This is a genomic window from Vibrio sp. QJM3NY_35, from assembly GCF_057785915.1.
Window position 1 is genome coordinate 830,087 of the sequence record NZ_CM173508.1, and the last position, 21,151, is coordinate 851,237.

Sequence of the window (21,151 nt, forward strand, 5' to 3'; positions counted from 1 at the left end):
TTGGTTTGAAGTAGCCCACCCATAATAAAAGGCAATATTGTGAATTTTATTACGGAAAACAAAATCCCTGTCGGACAATGGATGGAAGCGGGTGTTGATTGGCTAACAATCAATGCAGCAGGATTCTTTGACGCTATTTCGATTTTTCTAGAAACCGTCATTATGTTTTTAGTCGATGTATTTAAGTGGATGCCGCCTGCACTGCCAATCGTGATGACTGCTGCGATTGCATGGTACTTACACCGTAAACCTTCGCTGGTGATCTTTGTGGTCGCAGCACTGCTGACTATTCTTAACCTCGGCTACTGGCAAGAAATGCTGGAAACCTTTGTTCTCGTCTTTGCGGCGACAACGATTTCCGTATTAATTGGCGTACCGGTTGGCATCATGGCAGCGCATCGTCCTTGGCTTTATACAGTTTTGCGTCCAATCCTTGATTTGATGCAGACAGTCCCAACTTTCGTTTATCTGATTCCTACTCTGGTTCTATTCGGCTTGGGTATTGTTCCTGGCTTGATTTCGACCATTATTTTCGCAATAGCTGCACCGATTCGTTTGACCTACTTAGGGGTAACGAAAGTCCCTGAAGAGTTGATTGAAGCGGGTAAAGCGTTTGGTGCCAGCCGCATGAAATTGCTGATGAAGGTCGAATTACCGGCGGCTTTACCAAGCATCATGGCGGGTGTAACCCAATGTATTATGTTGTCGCTTTCGATGGTGGTTATCGCCGCTCTTGTCGGTGCTGACGGACTTGGTAAACCTGTTGTTCGTGCATTGAACACAGTGAACATCTCACAAGGTTTTGAAGCTGGGTTAGCGATTGTATTAGTCGCAATCATCCTTGACCGCTTGTGCAAAACACCAAATCAGAAGGAAGCTTAATCATGTCTAACTCTCAGGAAAAAAAGACAATGGACGCGATTACCATTAAGAATCTCGATGTTGTGTTTGGTAATAAATCGAAACAAGCGCTTGAGCTACTCGACCAAGGTAAAACTCGCCAAGAGATCATTGATGAAACTGGCCAAGTGGTTGGCGTAGATAATGTGTCGCTGACGGTGGAAGAAGGCGAGATCTGTGTATTGATGGGTTTGTCTGGTTCTGGTAAATCATCTTTGCTTCGTGCAGTTAATGGCTTGAATGAGATCAGCCGTGGTTCACTGACAATCAAAGACGGTGACCAACAAGTCGATTTAGCACAGTGTGATGAAGCGACTCTGCGTCATCTTCGTACTCACCGTGTATCAATGGTTTTCCAAAAGTTTGCTTTGATGCCATGGCTTAACGTATTAGACAACGTGGCGTTTGGTCTTGAAATGCAGGGTGTAGCAAAAGATGTTCGTCGTGCAAAAGCGCGTGAGCAATTGGAAATGGTCGGCCTAGCCGAATGGGAAACCAAATTCCCGCATGAGCTTTCTGGCGGCATGCAGCAACGTGTTGGTTTGGCACGTGCGTTTGCAATGGATACTGACATTCTATTGATGGATGAACCGTTTTCGGCGCTTGACCCACTGATTCGAGCTCAACTGCAAGATGAACTGATCACGCTGCAAAACAAACTCAACAAAACGATTCTGTTCGTGAGTCACGACCTAGATGAAGCACTGAAGATTGGTAACAACATCGCGATCATGGAGTCAGGCAAACTGATCCAACACGGTAAGCCGGAAGAGATCGTACTCACACCGAAAACGGAATACGTGAAGGACTTTGTTGCTCATACTAACCCATTGAATGTACTTAAAGGCCGTTCTTTGATGCAGCCTCTTGACTCACTGACTCAAGAGAATGAAAGCTGGAAGATCTGCGATTCTAAAGATCTCTGGATTGAACAGAGTGAAGGTGCTTTATCGGTAAAAGGTGAACCGACGTTGGCACTTGTTGAGTGGAGTGAGTCTGACGACTTAACGGCTATCAACGCATCGAGTGTCGTAGTGGCAAGCCCTGAAATTGGTATGCGTGATGCGATTAAGCTCAAGCAGATCAGTAACCATCCGATTTTGCTGGTTGAAGACAATCAATTGGTTGGGATCTTGGATAACAGCGAGTTCTACAACGCGCTGACCGGTAATTTTCAGATGAATACAGCCGCGTAAAATTTCGTTTTCCAGCTTAGCTATTGAGGCTGGTTTTCTATTGGGTGGAGAGGGTTAAGTCTCTCTACCTCTATGATTATTAAAATATATTATTCTTTGAACTTGTATTCTCTGATTCATTATTTTTGCCTTCATTGAAGCTTTCATTCCCCCTTCATTAAGTAAAAGTGCCGTACCACGCAAGTTTAGTGGTATAGAAAAGATTGAGAATAGTATGAACATCAGTACAATGCGGAAAAATCAATGAAGTAATTTATCAATTTACAGTGTAATTCGAGCGCGCGTGACGTAATCACTCGAGACATTTCATCGCTTCGACACTGTAAAACCATTCACAGTATATTAGTACAAAGGTCTGCATCTTGGACAAACATGACGAAATCCTGGTCGCTATTCGACAAATTATTCGCGCTATCGATTTACACTCGAAAAAGCTGAGTAAAGAGTATGGTTTGACTGGCCCTCAATTAATCTTAATGAGAGCAATCCAAGAAATGGGTAATGTGACGATCAAAGAATTGTCTAATCACACCAATGTAAGCCAAGCCACCACAACCACGATCATCGATCGCCTAGAGTTGAATGGCTACGTACAACGTATCCGTAGTGTTGCTGACCGCCGTAAAGTGCATGCGAACTTGACGGAAAAAGGTCAAGAGTTGCTAAATAATGCGCCACCGCCGCTGCAAGATAACTTCGTTAAAAAATTCCAAAACCTAGAGCCGTGGGAGCAAAGCTTACTGCTTTCTTCAATGCAGCGAGTATCATCAATGATGAATGCAGAAGACATCGACGCCGCTCCAGTACTTCAACTTGAAGGCATTGCAAACGTAGCCAAGAGCTAATGTAATTTTTAAATTGTTTATTTAGAACAAAAACTTAAGTAACTATTAAATGGTCGCACTAAGCGGCCATTTTTGATCCTGCCATTTAAAATCTCTATTTGCCCTGCGTGTTAGTTACGCCTTCTTATTTTAAATTCCCCTGACTTTTTGCCCCGTTTGTAGCCGCCTCATTGGATTGTAATCAAAACTCCATTGACGATTCTCTGACAATAAAACACTAGACCGACCGGTCTGTTGTGTATTATTGTGTGCTCATCTTAACCACGAGGTGATGTATGAAACACGAATTGACGCCAACACAAATGACCATGACGTTGAACAGCATGCAGGGAGCTTTTGCACAGAAACCGATGCCAGCGATATCGGAGAGAATTGAGCACCTGCTCGCACTTAAATCTGCGCTAATCGATTACACAGATCGTTTGTGTGTAGCTGTGAGTGAGGACTATGGTCACCGCAGCCGACAAGATACTTTGATGGCTGACATATTGCCTTGTATCGGAAATATTGATCACAGCATTGAATGTTTGCCTCATTGGTCGACATCTTCAATTCGTCATTCCGGCCCATTGCTTTCAACCTCTCGTGTTGAAGTGGTTTATCAACCCAAAGGCGTCGTCGGGATTATTGCCCCGTGGAATTTCCCGATCATGTTATCCGTCGGCCCGCTTATTTCGGCTCTGGCTGCAGGCAATCGCGCCATGATCAAGATGAGCGAATTTACCCCAGCGACGAACCAAGTATTAACAGCGCTATTGGCGGAAGTTTTCCATGCCGATGAGGTGTGTTTGGTTGAAGGTGAGGTAGAAATCGCAGCCGCATTTTCGGCGTTGCCGTTTGATCATCTTCTGTTTACAGGGTCAACCCAAGTGGGTCGCCAAGTGATGAAGTCAGCGGCTGATACGCTAACCCCAGTCACGCTAGAGCTGGGTGGAAAGTCGCCGGTTATCGTTGCAGAAGACATGCCGATGGATATTGCGGTAGAGCGAATCATTTATGGTAAAAGCCTAAACAACGGCCAAGTGTGTGTCGCTCCAGATTACGTGCTACTCCCTGAAGATAAGCTCGAAGCCTTCATTCTGGAGTACAAAAAACAATACCAACAGCTGTTTGATGAAGGGATCTACTCTGAGAGTTTAACCTCGCTCATTAACCCTCGCCAATGTGATCGTATTGCTGGTTTATTGAATGAAGAGCAGGAAGCAGGGACACGAATCGTTGCTTGCCATGATGAAGCGATGGACCTAGATACTCATCGCTTGGTGACACATTTGATCGTTGAACCAAGCCTGTCATCCAAGGTGATGAACGAAGAAATTTTCGGCCCATTATTGCCCTTGATTACGTATCGCAATGTCGAAGAGGCGTTCCAAGTCATCAATAGCAAACCAAGGCCGTTAGCACTCTACCTAATGAGCTTTGATTTGAGCTTACAGGCTCAGGTTAAGCACCAAGTTCACTCCGGTGGCATGTGTATCAATGACTGTGTTTTTCATTTAGCGGTTGATGACGCGCCGTTTGGTGGCATTGGTGAATCAGGTCAGGGCAACTATCACGGAAAAGAAGGTTTCCTGACTTTCTCCCACGCCAAAACAGTCTTGGAAACGGGCTTAGATCATCGAGTTAAGCATCTGTTTGCAAAAGAAGAAAACGAATTAAAAACAGCAGTGATGAGCATGCTTGGTCAGTAAATCACTGTTGGTATGACACTGTTTATTTTGAGAGGTTATTTTTATGTTAGAACGATTTTTTGAACGAACTATGAAAGCGTATTTGATGGTTACTGGTTTCTTAACGGCTACGGCTTTCGCTACTTTTCTTGCGCCTGATTGGAGCATGCAGACCCTGTTCTCTTACAACGATACGATGTTGGACAGTAGTACGTATTTGATGGGTACATATCAGCACTGGGGTGTGATGGTTGGCTGTATTGGTGTGTTGCTGATGTTCTCGACCAAGTACAAATCGCTGCGTACTTCGACCATGATTTACAGCGCATTTGAGAAGTCGATGTTTGTTGGCATCTTCTTATACAACGTCTGCATTAATGACTATGAGTGGTTTTATGGTTGGAGTGGTGTGTTTGCGCTCGATGCGTTTGTGACCGTTTATTCTTTGGTTTATCTGTACTACTACCTCACTAGAGATAAGAGCAAGGTCCCAGCTCACCTTCGTTAATCGTTAACCGTTTGTGAGTTGCTCAGGGTGAGTTAATAACACTTCTTTAATGATCAATAGCTTACTATGATTACAGCCCGCATTTGCGGGCTTTTTTCGTTTTGGGGCAATGATCCATAAAGATCTTAATTGATATATCTTTGACACCTACACTCTAGACCGACCGGTTTGTATTGGTTATTGTTTAGTCATCAAACATAAACGAGGTAAACACCATGACTACCAATAACTTTAACTTTCAACTGAAAACCATTGTTCATGCTCAAGAGAACGGCATCGAAAATATCCCTTCTCTGTTTGCTCGCTTAGGTGCAAAAAGAGTCGTGCTTTTTTCTGACAAAGGTTTGGAGTCTCTGGGCTTTGTTGAGCAATTCTCTGCGTTGTTTTCAAACCAGACGGCGAATCAAGAAGTAACCCCACAAGCGACTCAGCTCGTCGGTGTGTATACCGATATTGCGCCAGACGCGACTTGCGACAACATCAACGCTGCGATTGAGTTTTCTAATAGCTTAAATGCCGACGCTATTTTGTCTGTCGGTGGAGGCAGTGTGATTGATGCTTCTAAGGGCGTGAAATACGCACTTCATAAGCAGATTGATGATATCCGTACCGTAATTGCTGGCGGTGGTTTTATGGAAGTTTGGCCAAACAATGAAGACATTCGAGTGCCTCATATTGCCGTACCAACAACGGCGGGAACTGGCGCTGAAGCTTCTCCGATTGCGGTTTTTTACAACGAGCATGAAAACATTAAGGCAAGCTTAGTGGCGTCTGGTTTAGAGGCTGACATTGCGATTCTTGATCCGACTGTTACCACCAAACTACCAGCTCATCTGACTCGCTCAACAGCAATGGATGCATTAACGCACGCCGTTGAGGCCATTGTTTCTCCAATGAGCAATGCCTTTACCGATGCTTACGGCATTCAAGCTGCAAAACTGATTGTTGAAAATTTACCCGTGGCACTTGAGGAGCCTGAAAACCTAACGGCACGCGGCAATCTTCTTCAAGCGAGCACCATGGCGATCTCTGCGTTCTACTCTTCACTGGGCGGTATCCCAATCCACAACTGTGCTCATGCATTTGGTGCGATTAGCCATATCCCGCATGGCGATGCCAACACGGTATTGATGCCGGTTGTGATTGAAGCTCTGCCGGAATTCTATATGCCAAACGCATTCAAATTAGCTCAAGCGTTCTCGCTAGAGAGCACTGGAACGGATGAGATGATTTACCAACGAGTTTTGGATTTCTTACACAACTTCCAAACCCAAGTTGGTGCGATGAAGCGTTTCAGTAGCTGGGAATTTGATGACCAAGAGAAGCGCAATATTGCTCAAGCGATTGAGAAAGATATCTGCTTCCAGTTCTACCCAATCTCAAAACAAACGATTGAACAGATTATTGAAAAATCAATTTAGTGTCTGATTAAGCATCCAAAAACTCACTGTAAATCGAGGACAAATTATGAAGATTGAAAACGTATTGCTATCGAGCTTGTGCATCATCGCGCCATTCCTACTTTTCACCTAATTCACTCGACAGGGACGTTGTGACCTTTATTCCTGAGGAGGAAGTAAATGTTCAATAAACGTTTAACTACCGTGACTTTGACTGGTGTTTTGGCTGTTCTGCTTTTTGCCAAGGCAAGCGTTGGAAGTGAAAGCTCCGCGGCTTTGTCTGAACAGCACCGAGATGTTGTTCAGGTGTTGGATGAAGCCTATGGAGGAAAGCCTGAAGCACAACTTGCTCTCGCTTATCGGTATTTGAGTGGTGATGGTGTTGAGCAGAATGACGAGAAAGCGGCGGAATGGTTTGAAACTGCAGCCAGTGCCGGTAGCCCTGAAGCTCAAACACAGCTTGGCCTAATGTACTTCTCTGGAAGTGGCGTTGAGGTTAGCCAAGCGGAAGCTGTCACCTGGATAGGTCTGGCAGCCGCTCAAGATTATGACCCTGCGCTCGACTTATTACATTGGATGTCCCAAGCCGCGCACTAATTCAGATTCTAACCAAAGTTAGTCACAGAAAAGGTTAATCACAGAAAAATTAATCACAGCTATTGGAGACGTCTTATGCAGACATTCAAGAAATCCCTACTATTTACAGCAATGGCCGCCGTAAGTAGCGCCGCCTTCGCCGCCGAATCAGACAAGCCGAACATCGTTGTTATTGTCGGTGATGATGTTGGCTTTGCTGATACCCAGCCTTATGGCTCAGAAGCCGAAACCCCCAACTTGATGGCGTTGGCTGAAGAGGGGGTTAAATTCACTAACTTCCATGCCTCACCAACCTCATCAGTGACTCGCTCTATGATGTTAACCGGAGCAAATAGCCACGAAGTTGGGCTAGGTACCTTTGATTATGCTGTCTATCCGGGCGCGATTGGCAAACCGGGCTATGAAGGCTACCTGACCAAGAAGAGCGTAACAGTGGCTACGCTGCTCAAAGAAAATGGCTATAACACGTATTTATCAGGTAAATGGCATTTAGGTCATGATGATGGGTTCCTGCCCGATGACCGAGGCTTTTCGGAAAGTTACGGCATTTTAGCGGGTGGTTCGAATCACTTTAACCGCGACATGATGTTCCCTGCCAAAAATGCGGCTACCGCTGAAGCGCTTCAAAAAGGCGACATTCCCGGCGTTGAAGTTGAGCCTACCTACAGAAACGGTGAAGTCGTTGAGGATAAATACCAAGGCGAGTACTCCGACCAAGTCTACACCAACGAACTCATCAAGATGATCGATGGCAAGAAAGACGACGGTAAGCCTTTCTTCGCTTATCTTCCTTTCACCGCCATACACCTTCCGTTGCAAGCGCCTGAGTCGGCCTATCAAGATAAAGTCGACTACTACGTCGAGCATGGTTGGGATTCGATTCGTGAAGACCGCTTTGAACGCATGAAGGAGATGGGCGTCATTCCTAAAGACGCCGATATCTCAAGTCGTAATGCATTAAGTCGCCCTTGGGACTCTTTGTCTGAGAAAGAACAAGAGTGGTATGGCAAGAAGATGGCGGTGGCAATGGGCATGATGGAGATGCAAGACCAACAAGTCGGTCAGGTTGTCGATTACCTCAAAGAGATTGGGGAATACGACAATACCTACATCATGTATCTGGCAGACAACGGTCCTGAAGCGGCAGATATTACCGGTGAAAACATCAGTGATTTGATTCGCACATGGACGGCACATCACTTTGACAACTCGACGGAAAACCTAGGCAAAGCAAACTCCAGCGTTTCATTAGGCCCAGAATGGGCAAGCGCATCAACAGGTGGCTTGTCTTGGTATAAAGCGTACACGGCAGAAGGGGGTATTCGAGTCCCCTTCATTGTTAAGCCTGCGAAAGCGCTTTTAGAGGGCGATCAAGCGCTGCAACCAGGCACTCAAACCGATGACTTATCACAAGTAAAAGACATCGCAGCCACCATTCTTGAAATCGCCGACGTAGAGCATCCAGGCACTAAGTATCAAGGCCGAGAAGTAGCACCAATGAGTGGTGTGAGCTTGCTGCCTTACTTCAAAGGTGAAACGGGAGAGGTGCACAGTGCCGATAATGCGATTCCATTTGAATTGTTTGGTAGCGGAATTTTGCTCAAAGGGGATTACAAGATCATCCGAATCTCTACGGGCATGGGCGGTGACAGTGAATGGCACCTATACAACACCAAACAGGATCCGGCTGAGCAGCATGACTTAAGAAACCAAAAGCCAGACTTGTTCCTAGAGATGGTTGCTGAGTATCAAGAGTACGAAAAAGCGCAAAATATTGTCCCAGTGGATGAAGCGTGGAACCCGTTTGAGAACGTGAAATAGAGGAAATGAACCACTCGGCCAACCTAATGCCACAAGCTTGGTTGGCCGATGAACACCGTGTAAAGGAATTACGAATTGTTTTGGCTAATACAATAACTTTTACATCGAGGAATTCTTCATGACGACATTATCACTATCAAACCTGAGTTCGGTTCCGCAGTTTAACGGCAAGGCGCACAGCAAGCTTCAAGCGTTGGCAAAACCTATTGGTGCGGTGTGTAATATCAGTTGTACTTACTGTTATTACTTAGAGAAACAGCAGTTGCTTGAATACCCAAAAGGGTCTCAATATGTGATGGATGAAGCGCTATTAGAGCTCTATATCAAGCAGTACATTGAGGGGCAGAATACGCCGGAGATTATCTTTTCTTGGCATGGTGGAGAACCTACTTTGTTGGGGATTGAATATTTTCGAAAGGTGGTCGCACTGCAGAAAAAATATTGCCCTAGCCACAGCAAGATCAGCAATGACCTTCAAACCAATGGCACCTTGTTGAATGATGATTGGTGCGAGTTCTTCAAGAGCAATGACTTTATCATTGGTGTGAGCATTGATGGCCCCGAACACTTACATAATCACTACCGAACCAACCGTGCAGGCAAAGGCACTTTTTCTCAAACCATCCGCGGAATCGGTTATTTAAAAAAACATAACGTTGAGTTTGCAACTTTAACCTGTGTGAACGATGTGACAGGAAAATACCCGTTAGAAGTTTATCGTTTTTTACGCGACGAAGTGGGTTCAAAGCAGCTGCAGTTCATCCCTGTGGTGGATAAGCGTGAGGCTCATACCAACAATAAATGGCTCACTCATCAACAAGCGATCATTCCCGTATCAGGCGAGGTTGAGGCTTGGAGTGTCGATTCTGCACAATGGGGACAATTCCTCACTACCGTTTTTGACGAGTGGTTTGAGCACGATTTTGGTCGGGTATTAGTGCCGTACTTTGAAAATTTTGTCGGAGTGTGGATGGGCAGAGAAAGCACCATGTGCACCTTGAGTGAAATTTGTGGAAAGGGGCTGGCGGTCGAACCTAATGGCGATGTGTATTCATGCGACCACTATGTTTACCCAGAATTTAAGTTGGGTAATATCCACGATAAGCCATTGTCAAAATTAGCGTTTTCACCAGACCAACAAACCTTTGGATTTGCTAAGCAAAAGTCACTACCTAAACAGTGCCAAACTTGTGAGTTTAAGTTTGCTTGTCATGGCGAGTGTCCTAAAAACCGAATCATCACCAGTCGTGACGGTGAGGCTGGGTTAAATTACTTGTGTGAAGGTTGGCTCAAGTTTTTCAAACATATCGACCCTACACTTAATGCCCTTTTGCAAGCCAATGGGATGCTGCAGCGTGCAAGGTAAAGTTATCTTACTGGTGACAAATAAAAGTCGAAGTAGACAATCATTGAGCTTGAAAAAAAAAGCTCGCTAAATATGCGAGCCTTTGAGCATTGTCGTTGATTAGTCTTTTGAACTCAAAGCGAGTAAGGTTTCTTCCATCGCATTGCTTAGAATCGAACGATTTCTTTGCATCGCAGCTATTAACGTAGATCCTAGCCAAAGACCGTAAAGCGTTCGAGATAGCGATTCTGGCTCTGCGATAGTGAAATCACCAGCCTCATTGCCTTCTTCAAACAGTTTTGCCATACGTAGGATTATCTTCTCAGCACCTTCTGCCATGGTTGATTGCAATGGGTTAGCAGAGCCAGATACTTCTCCCGCCAGTTTTACGACAAGGCATTGGATATTGAAGTCCTCAGTCAGTTTTGATGCGCACCAAAACTCGAAATAGGCTTTAACGCGATCACGACGAGAAAGCGACTCATCACTTAAAAAGTCATCCAGCTTAGCGAGATGCTCATCAAAGTAGTTGGTAAGAAGGATCTCACCAAAGTGCTCTTTGGATTTAAAGTAGTGGTAAAAAGAACCCTTCGTGCCTTCCGCTTGGTTGATGATCTTCATCAGGCCAACACCAGCAAACCCGTGATCATTAATAAGGCTAAATCCTGCATCGAGCATAGCTTGTCGCATGTCTTTCATTGTTCTTACTCTTTATGCTGAGAATGAGGAATAGTGTAACGAGCAACATACCAACCGTCCAGTCTAGCGCGTTAGGACGCGGTCAATAATTGACTCGTTTCGTGAAAGTGACTTTTCTCTTATTGGCCTTCTAAACGACAAAACTTTTTTCAAGGTAAACACATCCTATAAATCGAAAATAACAACCTTAAAGGGCTTGTTTGGTGCCTTAAAATGGCTAAATTAGGGTGTTTTAAGTTGCTGTTTTTGTTCGTTTTTAATTTGGTGTTTTCTTAAGATCGCAATGGTAGTCTTAGCTTAATTTTTTTAGGGGGCTAAATGGACACCAATAACAGCACTTATCATCAGCACAGTTTTGCTCAGCAAGACTTATCAGAGCTTACATTTACAGCCTGCACGTTTATCCGTTGTGATTTCAGACGTTCGAACTTGCGTGATGCAACGTTTATTAACTGTAAGTTTATTGAACAAGGCGATATTGAGGGATGCCACTTTGATGTTGCCGACTTACGAGATGCAAGCTTCCAGAATTGTCATCTGGCGATGGCGAATTTTAGTAATGCGAATTGCTATGGGATTGAGCTACGTGAATGCGACTTGAAAGGGGCGAACTTCACTCGTGCTAACTTTGCCAATCAGGTAAGCAATAGAATGTATTTTTGCTCAGCGTATATTACGGGCTGTAACCTGTCATATGCCAATTTTGAACAAGCTTGTTTAGAGAAGTGCGAGCTGTTTGAGAACCGTTGGATAGGTACTTACCTTGGAGGCGCGTCACTGAAAGAGTCTGATCTCAGCCGAGGTGTGTTTTCGGAAGACGTATGGGGGCAATTCAGTATGGAAGGTGCTAATTTATGCCATGCTGAATTAGAAGGGTTAGATCCTCGCAAGGTAGACACATCGGGGATTAAAATCGTTGCTTGGCAGCAAGAGCAACTGCTTGAGACCATGGGTATTGTGGTAATGCCTGATTGATTTTTTTCACTCGGTTGGAATCAACCACAGTCGATAGAAGAAAAGCCCAAAGCTAATAACTTTGGACTTTTCCGTATTTGGTGTCCCATCTGACTTTTTTATGCAAGTCGTTTGCATGTCGTGAGGCTAGATGAGTGAGTCAGCAGTTTGTTATGTCGTAAAATTTCAGTTGAATGGTGTTTGGATTTCATACGCGATCTTGATCACTGATTTTAGCGTGTTACATTCCTTGCTTTACGAATATAAACATCATCATTATCACAATTAATTTATGGTCAACCGTCTAACCTGAACTCATGTCTCATTTTCTTATTTTAAATTAATTTAGGTTATTGGGGTTAATGTCAAACTTAGACTATTGACTTGTTTCTAATTATAAATTTGTAATTTAATTACAGCTTTAATTTGAGGGGTAGCGTAGAAATATCCGATTGACAGTTATTTATAGGTGACTAAAGTCACGTTTCTTTGCCATTTCTCGATTCGACAACTTCCATTGATAATAATCCCAACAACAACGAATAAGAATAACTGGGATATATTATGCTTTATGACCTTATTGACCACGACTTAATTGATGTCATTAACCACTCTGAATATAAGTGGGAAGATGCAGTTAAAGAAACGACTCGTTATTTGCAAGACAAAGGTTACGTTACCGATAACTACGCAGACGCGATCATTCAGTCAACGCATGATAATGGACCTTATTATGTTCTTTGTCCAGGCATTGCTATGCCTCATGCCCGTCCAGAGGCTGGGGTTCTAAAAACAGGCCTTGGTATCCATGTGTTTTCTAACCCCGTCGACTTTGGTTCAGATATGGGTCCAGCGCACGTATTACTGACCCTAGCTGCACAAGATTCAGATACTCACATTGAAGTGATTCAAGCATTAAGCGAAATGCTTTGTGATGAGGAAAATATTGCCAAATTGGCCGCTTCTTCATCGAAACAAGACGTACTTGAAATAATCAAAAGTTACTAATAATAACCTTGTATAAGGATATAACGTGTCTACAAATTTACGAGCTAGAATACAAGCCTTCGGTGGTCATCTGACCGCGATGGTTTTGCCAAATATCGGAGCCTTCATTGCATGGGGCTTTATTACCGCATTATTTATTCCAACGGGTTGGATGCCTAACGAATATTTTGGTGAATTAGTGGGTCCGATGATCACTTATTTACTTCCTCTGCTTATTGGTTATACCGGTGGACAAATTGTCGGGGATAAGCGTGGTGCAGTTGCTGGTGCGATAGGTACTATGGGTGTTATCGCTGGCGCTGAGATTCCAATGTTTGTTGGCGCAATGATCATGGGTCCATTGAGTGGCTGGGTGATCGTACAAATCGATAAACGCTTACAAGACAAGATCCCTTCAGGTTTTGAGATGGTGGTAAACAACTTCTCGCTAGGCATCTTCGGTATGTTGATGTGTCTATTTGCTTACGCGATTGTTGGTCCTGCTGTGACTGCTGCGAACCTATTTGTTAAATCAGGTATCGAAGCGCTTGTAGCAACTGGTTTTCTACCGTTACTTGCCATTATTAATGAACCAGCAAAAGTACTGTTCCTAAACAACGCTATCGACCAAGGTATTTACTACCCATTAGGTCTGCAAGCAGCGGCGGAAACTGGCAAATCTATCTTCTTTATGGTGGCGTCTAACCCTGGTCCTGGTCTAGGTATGCTTCTGGCTTACGCTAAGTTCGGTCAAGGTTTAAGTAAGAAGTCAGCACCAAGTGCAATCATCATTCACTTCTTTGGTGGTATCCATGAGTTGTACTTCCCATACGTTTTAATGAAGCCAATCATGATTCTCGCGATGATTGCGGGTGCAGCGACAGGCATCGCAACATTCAACCTGCTTGATGGTGGTCTGGTTGCTGGCCCAAGCCCTGGCTCAATCTTCTCTTACTTAGCTCTAACACCAAAAGGCAGCTTCTTCGCAACCATCGCTGGTGTAGCAACAGCAACGATTGTGTCTTTCCTAGTGGCAAGTGCCATCTTGAAAGTGAGTAAGAAGGAAGAGACAGAAGAGGAATTCGAACAATCGATGACTGACATGAAAGACATGAAAGCAGAAGGTTCAGTGGCTAAAACTCCTGTTTCAGCAGCGAAAACTGAAGCGAAAGACATCAAATTTGTAGCTTTTGCATGCGATGCAGGGATGGGTTCAAGTGCCATGGGCGCTTCAACGTTCAAACGAAAGCTCGAAAAAGCAGGCTACGAAGTTGAAGTGAAAAACTATGCGATTGAGAAAGTGCCTAGCCATGCCGATGTAGTGGTTACTCACGAAAGCCTTGAGAGTCGAGCAATCAAAGCCACAGGTTTGCCAGTCGTAACAATTAAGAACTTCCTGCATGATCCAGCGTTAGACACGCTAATGGATACAATCGGTCAACAAGCTTAAATTTTAAATTTTGGGGTCAGGTCATTGCCCCACCTTTCGGAGATAAAATCATGGTTCAAACAACTGCAGCGGTAATTTGTGGTGAGAAAGACGTTCAATTGAGAACCTTTGATCTACCAAAGATTTCGGATGATGAACTGCTAGTAAAAAATATTTCTAATAGCATTTGCCTTTCAACTTACAAAGCAGCACTGCTAGGAAGCAATCATAAACGAGTTCCTGACAACATTTCAGAAGTACCTGTGATGACTGGCCACGAATATGCGGGGGTGATTGTTGAGGTTGGCGCGAACCTAAAAGATCGCTTTAAGCCGGGCGAACCATTTGTACTGCAACCTGCAATGGGCCTACCAACTGGCTACTCAGCAGGCTATAGCTACGAAACCTTTGGCGGGAATGCGACTTATTCGATTATCCCGAAAGTGGCAATTGACCTTGATTGTGTCCTTCCATACAAAAGCCCATATTACGCTAATGCTTCGTTAGCTGAGCCAATGTCTTGTATTATTGGTGCATTCCACGCGAGCTACCATACAACGCAATATGTTTATGAGCATCAAATGGGTATTAAAGAAGGCGGCTCACTTGCTTTACTTGCGTGTGCTGGCCCTATGGGGATCGGTGCTATTGATTATGCGATTAATGGCCCCGTGAAACCAAGCTTGATTGTGGTGACAGACATTGATGAAGCACGTCTAGCGCGCGCTGAAAGCCTTATTCCAGTATCAAAAGCCGCGGAAAATGGTATTGAATTACATTATGTGAATACCGCTAAAGTTGATGACCCGGTTACTTTCCTAAAAAGTCTGAATAAAGATAAAGGTTATGACGATGTCATGGTATACGCAGCGGTTGCACAGGTGCTAGAGCAAGCCGATGAGCTACTTGGTAATGATGGTTGTTTAAACTTCTTTGCTGGACCTACGGATAAGCAATTCAAAGTACCGTTTAATTTCTACAACGTTCACTACGAATCAACGCATATCGTCGGTACCTCTGGTGGTTCAACAGGTGATTTGATTGAGTCAGTAGAGTTGTCAGAAGCAGGCAAGATCAACCCATCGTTCATGTTAACGCACATCGGTGGCCTTGAAGCCGCGCCACATACCATTTTGAACCAGCTGGATCTTCCAGGTGGCAAGAAATTGATTTACCCACATATCGACTTACCGCTGACAGCGATTGACCAATTCCATACACTGGCAGAGCAGTCTCCATTCTTCCTGGAGCTTGATGAAATTTTGAAAGCCAATAATTACGTTTGGAATGAATTGGCAGAAAAAGCGCTACTTGAATTTTATGATGTGAGCTTAACCGTTTAATATGGTTCATTATTGTGGTGGCTAGCCAGTCACCACAGCTTCATGAGGTAATTGATATTTTGTTGCAAGATGAATTATTAGACGCATTGGAACAGTGTGATTCCGCGACGAGTTTGATCGAAGCGTCTAATAAGTTAATAAACCAAAAACTGAAAAAGCTATTACCGAACGTGTTTGTTCAAGATGCTTTGGTGATGGAGTACGCCGTCGTACCTCTTTTAAAAGAAGATGGGCCTCTTGTGACAACCGACGTCGCCTCTAAATTGATGTTTGCGATGGGTAAGATCTCTTTGGAAACCTACGCAGATATTGGCTTATTCGACCAAATGTATGAATACACTAGTAAGCAATCGCAAGTGCTGACATTTGGCGATGACATGGTTTACGACTTCATCAGTAATCAATCAAACCTCTCGAAAGGCAAAGATAGCTTCTACTTAGATTCAATTAACCAATTAAAATTCTCGTCATTCGATTCATTCACTCAAACACGTTACGAATCACTGATTAAAACAGTGCTGAAACTCTGTTGCGAGAACTTGTTGGAAAATATTGAGAAAGAGATATTAGGATAAGGTTGAACATGAAAGTTTCCTTAAATGTGAGTGGCTTTGAAACCGAAGCGACATTCCCTGATAAAGATATTGAACAGATTCATAAACCACTGGTTGAAAAATTTACGCGACTTTTTGAGCAGAAAAAAGAACGTACGATTATCTTTTTGTGTGCCCCCCCTGGCAGTGGTAAATCGACGTTAGCCGCGTTTTGGGAGCATTTGTCCCATCAACAAACCAACGTTGAGCCACTTCAGGTATTGCCATTTGACGGTTTTCATTACCCCAATGAGATATTGGACTCAAACTACATCGTTCGTGATGAAGAGAAAATTAAACTCCGTACCATTAAAGGCTCTCACGAAACGTTCAATCTAACCTCGTTGATCGATAAGTTAAAACAGCTGAAAGTAAAAAATCCTACATGGCCGTACTACGATAGAAATCTTCATGACCCTGTGGATGACGCAATCTCGGTAGACAAGGACATTGTCGTGATTGAAGGCAACTGGTTGTTACTGAACGAGCCAGTTTGGAATGGATTGCATGAGTTGGCTGATTTCACCATCTTCATAGACACCGACGCTAAGTTCCTCGAAGAGCGCTTAGTAAACCGCAAGGTGCGAGGAGGTACCACATTAGAAGAAGCGGTAGAGTTCTATAAAAATTCAGACTCAAAAAACGTCGATAAAGTGTTAGACCATTCTATCCCTGCTGACCTAACACTCTTCATGAATCAAGACGGCTCGTTTCAAATCAATTAAACAATTTAGGAGGTCATAATGGAGATTGTTGTCGACAGCCATACTCATACATTGGCAAGTGGCCATGCCTATAGCACCATTATCGAAAATGCACTGGCATCGAAAAATAAGGGGCTAAAACTCCTTTGTACAACGGATCATGCTCCTGAAATGCCGGGAGCCCCCCACTACTGGTTTTTCAATAACCAAAGGATTTTGCCCCGTTTTCTGCACGATGTAGGTATCTTGCGGGGTGTGGAAGCCAACACATTGAATACTGCTGGAGAGTTGGATCTTCCTCCTTCTTCTTACCAACATTTAGACTGGGTGATTGCGAGCTTGCATGAGCCAGTTTTCAAGCCATCGACGGAACAAGAACATACACAGGCGTTAATCAACGTCATTAGGAGTGGCAAAGTTGATGTGCTAGGGCACTTAGGGAACCCAAACTACAAGTTCGATATGGAAGCGGTTCTGCTGTGCGCAAAGGAGCACAATGTTGCAATTGAAGTGAACAATACGTCACTGACAGGCAAGAGCCGAAAAGGAAGCGATGTGCGATGCTCAAAAATTGTCGAGATCGGTAAACGAATCGGCGTTTATTTCTCAACGGGTTCTGATGCTCACTTCTGTGAAGAAATCGCTCGTTTGGATCTTGTAAAATTATTACTTGAAAAGCACAGTGTTGAAGAAGACAAAATCATCACTACCTCAACATCTCGTTTCCTAAACTTTTTACTTTTACGCGGGAAGAGTAGGATCGAAGAGTTTTCAGAGCTCTATTAAGCTTCTGTTTTACTAATCAAGATTGATACTAAAAAGAAAAGCCCAAAGCTAATAGCTTTGGGCTTTCTGTATTCGGAGCCTGCATTTTATAATGAAGTTTAGAAAAGAGAATGCTTGGCGAATATAGGGCTGATTAATGCATACCTGAACGCATTTTGTCGCAGAGTGCAAAGAACACGAATAGGATAAAGCATACTAGCGCGACACACAGCGAGGCTATGATGGTTGTGGCATCTTTGGAAATCAGTGGAACGACGATAGAAGCCAACGCGACCAACATAACAAGGATATGAACGATTCGTCCAAGAATAGGGTTTTTATGACAGAATGAAGCCCATAGGTAACGCATTTTTAACACCCGTACAATATTAGTGGATTTATTCTATTTTCTTAATGAGTATTTTGTAAATAGGTTTTGGTTACAGGTGTTCATAAATATGATCTAAGTCGTTCTAGTATAAAACTGGTTAAATAACATAAAGTTATTCTATATTGATAGAATACGTAACATTTATATTAGAATCATGGTATTCCGTATTCTTTAGTATTGTAAGTCAAATATTGTTCGATTTTTGGTTTCTTGACTGAAGATCTCATTTATTGAGTCTTCTATTAAGAGGCTGGTTGCTTACTAATATTTACCTAGTAAATATCACTCAGGCTACAATCAAAATTTTAACCAGCTACACTTTTTCTGTTATTTATCAAAGCGACGCCTCAAATTGAGAGCGAGGTAATCTTGTGAGTTGTTCGGTTTGATATACTCAGTACTCGTTCGATAAAGATGATGGAGATGATATGTCGAAAACCGCGAAGATCATTAATGAAGATAAGCTGGTAAAAAAAGCAGTTGAAGTCGGTTTTAAGATGGCAAAACTACAAGGTTTTGATTTGCCAAATTCATCTCAACCGATAAAGGTTAAAGCGGTGTACTTGTTCCTTGTTGAAGTCAATCAGATCACACCTCTCCCTGAGAGCAAGCTTGATGGTGCGAACATCAAGAAGCGTTTAGCACTCTGGCTTCATAATGCACTTCCTGACAATGACCCTTTGAAGTAAACCTTTTCTAAGCTGATATTCCTGAACTCGTTCCCTCTGAGTTCATTATTCATCGATATGTTAGATAAGAAACCTAGCGAGCTCTCGCTAGGTTTTTTGTTTTTTTAAGACAGGTATTTTAATAGTGGATAACGAGTCGCTGCCATTAGAAGCGTTGCTATCGACTCGACAGAATGTTCAGCATTGAGAGTTTTGGTGATTTATGCCGCTTGTTTAGCAATCTGAGCATCGTTATTTTCTAATAACTCTAACTTTCTTTTGGCGCTTATTCCGTTTAAGACATTTTCTTAAAATCCTCATCAATAAAATACATTAGAGCTCAAAATATTATTTTATTCATGGCGATCGTTATTAAGTGTGATTTGTGTCACTTTTTTCTAATTTTAAAGGTTAGGTTGTTGATCTTATCAGGCAGTAAATGCTCATAATAAAAAGGAATTTAATTAGAGCTCAAAGGATTTTATCGGTATGATTACATCAGCGCCTTGGATCTTGTATCCAGAGGTTGTAGAAAAAATGATTGAAAAGTGGAATTTTCGCGAGCCAGAAGTTTCGGATGGCAACAACATTTATCAATTAATTTCAGAGTGCCCTCCATTAGACACTAACTCTTCATATTGCAATTTCTTGCAGTCTACTCACTTTAGTAAAACTTGCATTTTAGTGGAGCATGAAGGTGACCTTGCTGGCTTTATTTCTAGCTACCGGAAACCTAGTGAGCCCAATGTTCTCTTTATTTGGCAAGTAGCGGTGGCGCCTAAGTTTAGAGGTAATGCTTTAGCCTACAAGATGCTGAACACCTTACTTAATCGAGAGTGCCTAAAGAGCATTGAAGCGATAGAAACGACTATCACTAAATCAAACCAAGCGTCTTGGGCACTGTTCAAAAAGCTGGACGAAAAAAACGGTAACACCGGGCGAGTGACTACTTTCTTAGATGAAAACCTTCATTTTAACGGGCAGCACGATACCGAGTATCTCTATCGAATCCTCCTCAAATAATCAAACACTTATAGGAATTAAATAACGGCATTATCATGGATATTTTTAAGAAGCAGGAATCTAACGTACGTTCTTACTCGAATAGTTTTCCAGTAACTTTTGCTAAATCAAAAGGCTGCTGGCTTGAAACAAAACAAGGTGATCGTTACCTCGATTTTCTTGCTGGAGCAGGATCTCTCAATTACGGTCACAACAATCCAATACTAAAGCAAGCTCTACTTGAGTACATTGAAATGGATGGAATTACACATGGCTTAGATATGCATTCAGAAGCCAAAGCTGAATTTCTAGAAGCTCTTAGTCGCTTTATTTTGGAACCTCGAGCATTAGATTACAAAGTTCAATTTACCGGCCCGACAGGAACAAATGCGGTTGAGGCAGCGATTAAATTGGCAAAAAAAGTGACTAGTCGAAGCAGTATTGTTGCATTTACCAATGGCTTTCATGGTTGTACGGCGGGTGCATTGGCTGCTACAGGCAACCAACACCACAGGCAAGGTGCGGGCTCAAATCTGAACAATGTTACGCGTTTGCCATTTGAAGGTTACGCTGGAATTGATGGTTTAAAATTATTTGAAACGATGTTAGCCGATAATTCCGCTGGTATGGATAAACCTGCCGCCGTTTTATTGGAAACAGTTCAGGGTGAAGGTGGGTTAAATGTCGCTTCAAATGAATGGCTACAGAAGTTAAGCAAAATCTGTAAAGCCCACGATATCCTATTTATTGTGGATGATATTCAAGCCGGTTGTGGTCGAACAGGAACGTTTTTTAGCTTTGAACCTTCAGGTATAAAACCAGATATCGTTACGCTATCTAAGTCGATAAGTGGTTATGGCTTACCGATGGCTGTGGTTTTATTAAAACCTGAACTAGACAAGTGGGAGCCGGGAGAACACAACGGCACCTTCCGTGGTAACAACCATGCGTTCATTACTGCTGCGAAAGCGTTAGAAATGTATTGGTCAAATGATGATTTTGAAAATCATATTCAACGTAGCTCAAGCATGGTCGATGATGTCATTCAACGCAATCTCAAGCGTTTCCCTGAGCTATTTGTTCAACGCAAGGGACGCGGAATGATGATTGGCATTGAATGTAAAGATGGGAACACAGCTGATGAGATTGCAAAAGTGTGTTTTGACAAGGGCATGGTAATTGAGACCGCAGGTCCAAACGATGAAATCTTGAAGTTCTTTTGTCCATTAACCATTTCAGAATCGGAATTGATGCAAGGTTTAACTATTTTCGAAGACTCAGTTGAAGTGGTAGCAACCAAGCATTTCAAGAAAGCATCGTAATAGGGAGAGTAA

General features: G+C 43.1%; 21 protein-coding genes. 19 read left to right on the forward strand and 2 right to left on the reverse strand.

Features of this window, described 5'->3' with window-relative positions; translation table 11 throughout:
* Positions 1-39 precede the first annotated feature (39 nt).
* The 9 genes from choW (at position 40) to AC3CH3_RS19155 (ending at position 10,303) form a co-directional block, all read left to right on the forward strand.
* Complete coding sequence (gene choW / locus AC3CH3_RS19115; RefSeq protein WP_009845976.1) at positions 40-882, forward strand: choline ABC transporter permease subunit; 843 nt, start codon at positions 40-42, stop codon at positions 880-882.
* Positions 883-884: 2 nt separating this feature from the next.
* Complete coding sequence (gene choV / locus AC3CH3_RS19120; protein ID WP_488539002.1) at positions 885-2,096, forward strand: choline ABC transporter ATP-binding protein; 1,212 nt, start codon at positions 885-887, stop codon at positions 2,094-2,096.
* A gap of 362 nt (positions 2,097-2,458) precedes the next feature.
* A complete protein-coding gene (locus AC3CH3_RS19125; RefSeq protein WP_017632044.1) occupies positions 2,459-2,941 on the forward strand; it encodes a MarR family winged helix-turn-helix transcriptional regulator in 483 nt (160 codons plus the stop codon).
* Positions 2,942-3,216: 275 nt separating this feature from the next.
* Complete coding sequence (locus tag AC3CH3_RS19130; RefSeq protein ID WP_488539003.1) at positions 3,217-4,632, forward strand: coniferyl aldehyde dehydrogenase; 1,416 nt, start codon at positions 3,217-3,219, stop codon at positions 4,630-4,632.
* Between the two features lie 43 nt (positions 4,633-4,675).
* A complete protein-coding gene (locus tag AC3CH3_RS19135; protein ID WP_488539004.1) occupies positions 4,676-5,119 on the forward strand; it encodes a hypothetical protein in 444 nt (147 codons plus the stop codon).
* A 215-nt stretch (positions 5,120-5,334) separates the two neighbouring features.
* On the forward strand, positions 5,335-6,540 hold the full coding sequence (locus AC3CH3_RS19140) for an iron-containing alcohol dehydrogenase (protein WP_488539005.1): 1,206 nt from the start codon (positions 5,335-5,337) through the stop codon (positions 6,538-6,540).
* Between the two features lie 159 nt (positions 6,541-6,699).
* The gene (locus AC3CH3_RS19145) at positions 6,700-7,116 is read left to right on the forward strand and encodes a tetratricopeptide repeat protein (RefSeq protein ID WP_488539006.1); all 417 of its coding nucleotides are present in this window, start codon (positions 6,700-6,702) and stop codon (positions 7,114-7,116) included.
* A gap of 75 nt (positions 7,117-7,191) precedes the next feature.
* Positions 7,192-8,937, forward strand: a complete 1,746-nt coding sequence (locus tag AC3CH3_RS19150; protein WP_488539007.1) for an arylsulfatase — start codon at positions 7,192-7,194, stop codon at positions 8,935-8,937.
* Between the two features lie 118 nt (positions 8,938-9,055).
* Entirely contained in the window at positions 9,056-10,303 is a 1,248-nt protein-coding gene (locus AC3CH3_RS19155; protein ID WP_488539008.1) for an anaerobic sulfatase maturase, read from the forward strand.
* 99 nt (positions 10,304-10,402) lie between these two features.
* Here AC3CH3_RS19155 and AC3CH3_RS19160 read toward each other — a convergent pair whose 3' ends face one another.
* A complete protein-coding gene (locus AC3CH3_RS19160; protein WP_488539009.1) occupies positions 10,403-10,981 on the reverse strand; it encodes a TetR/AcrR family transcriptional regulator in 579 nt (192 codons plus the stop codon).
* Between the two features lie 318 nt (positions 10,982-11,299).
* On the opposite strand from AC3CH3_RS19160, the gene AC3CH3_RS19165 reads away from it, so the two are divergent.
* The 7 genes from AC3CH3_RS19165 to AC3CH3_RS19195 all read left to right on the forward strand — a co-directional run bounded on the left by AC3CH3_RS19165 (position 11,300) and on the right by AC3CH3_RS19195 (position 17,777).
* On the forward strand, positions 11,300-11,956 hold the full coding sequence (locus tag AC3CH3_RS19165) for a Qnr family pentapeptide repeat protein (RefSeq protein ID WP_488539010.1): 657 nt from the start codon (positions 11,300-11,302) through the stop codon (positions 11,954-11,956).
* A gap of 543 nt (positions 11,957-12,499) precedes the next feature.
* Positions 12,500-12,943: a PTS sugar transporter subunit IIA gene (locus AC3CH3_RS19170; RefSeq protein WP_488539011.1), complete on the forward strand. Its 444-nt coding sequence runs from the start codon at positions 12,500-12,502 to the stop codon at positions 12,941-12,943.
* A 25-nt stretch (positions 12,944-12,968) separates the two neighbouring features.
* Entirely contained in the window at positions 12,969-14,372 is a 1,404-nt protein-coding gene (locus tag AC3CH3_RS19175) for a PTS mannitol transporter subunit IIBC (protein WP_488539012.1), read from the forward strand.
* Positions 14,373-14,422: 50 nt separating this feature from the next.
* Positions 14,423-15,694, forward strand: a complete 1,272-nt coding sequence (locus AC3CH3_RS19180; protein ID WP_488539013.1) for a zinc-binding dehydrogenase — start codon at positions 14,423-14,425, stop codon at positions 15,692-15,694.
* A 56-nt stretch (positions 15,695-15,750) separates the two neighbouring features.
* Positions 15,751-16,269: an MltR family transcriptional regulator gene (locus tag AC3CH3_RS19185; RefSeq protein WP_167353367.1), complete on the forward strand. Its 519-nt coding sequence runs from the start codon at positions 15,751-15,753 to the stop codon at positions 16,267-16,269.
* Positions 16,270-16,277: 8 nt separating this feature from the next.
* Positions 16,278-17,012, forward strand: a complete 735-nt coding sequence (locus tag AC3CH3_RS19190; RefSeq protein ID WP_019824521.1) for a nucleoside/nucleotide kinase family protein — start codon at positions 16,278-16,280, stop codon at positions 17,010-17,012.
* Positions 17,013-17,030: 18 nt separating this feature from the next.
* Positions 17,031-17,777, forward strand: coding sequence for a phosphatase (locus AC3CH3_RS19195; RefSeq protein ID WP_019824519.1), 747 nt, complete (start codon positions 17,031-17,033; stop codon positions 17,775-17,777).
* Positions 17,778-17,910: 133 nt separating this feature from the next.
* On the opposite strand, the gene AC3CH3_RS19200 is transcribed toward AC3CH3_RS19195, so the two are convergent.
* Positions 17,911-18,126 (reverse strand): hypothetical protein, encoded by a 216-nt coding sequence (locus AC3CH3_RS19200; protein WP_026012328.1) that lies wholly within the window; start codon positions 18,124-18,126, stop codon positions 17,911-17,913.
* A 449-nt stretch (positions 18,127-18,575) separates the two neighbouring features.
* Between AC3CH3_RS19200 and AC3CH3_RS19205 the strand changes: the two genes are divergently transcribed.
* The 3 genes from AC3CH3_RS19205 (at position 18,576) to ectB (ending at position 21,139) form a co-directional block, all read left to right on the forward strand.
* A complete protein-coding gene (locus tag AC3CH3_RS19205) occupies positions 18,576-18,836 on the forward strand; it encodes a DUF5062 family protein (protein ID WP_065677671.1) in 261 nt (86 codons plus the stop codon).
* 468 nt (positions 18,837-19,304) lie between these two features.
* Entirely contained in the window at positions 19,305-19,838 is a 534-nt protein-coding gene (gene ectA, locus AC3CH3_RS19210; RefSeq protein WP_076644929.1) for a diaminobutyrate acetyltransferase, read from the forward strand.
* A 35-nt stretch (positions 19,839-19,873) separates the two neighbouring features.
* Entirely contained in the window at positions 19,874-21,139 is a 1,266-nt protein-coding gene (gene ectB, locus AC3CH3_RS19215; RefSeq protein WP_076644928.1) for a diaminobutyrate--2-oxoglutarate transaminase, read from the forward strand.
* Positions 21,140-21,151 lie beyond the last annotated feature (12 nt).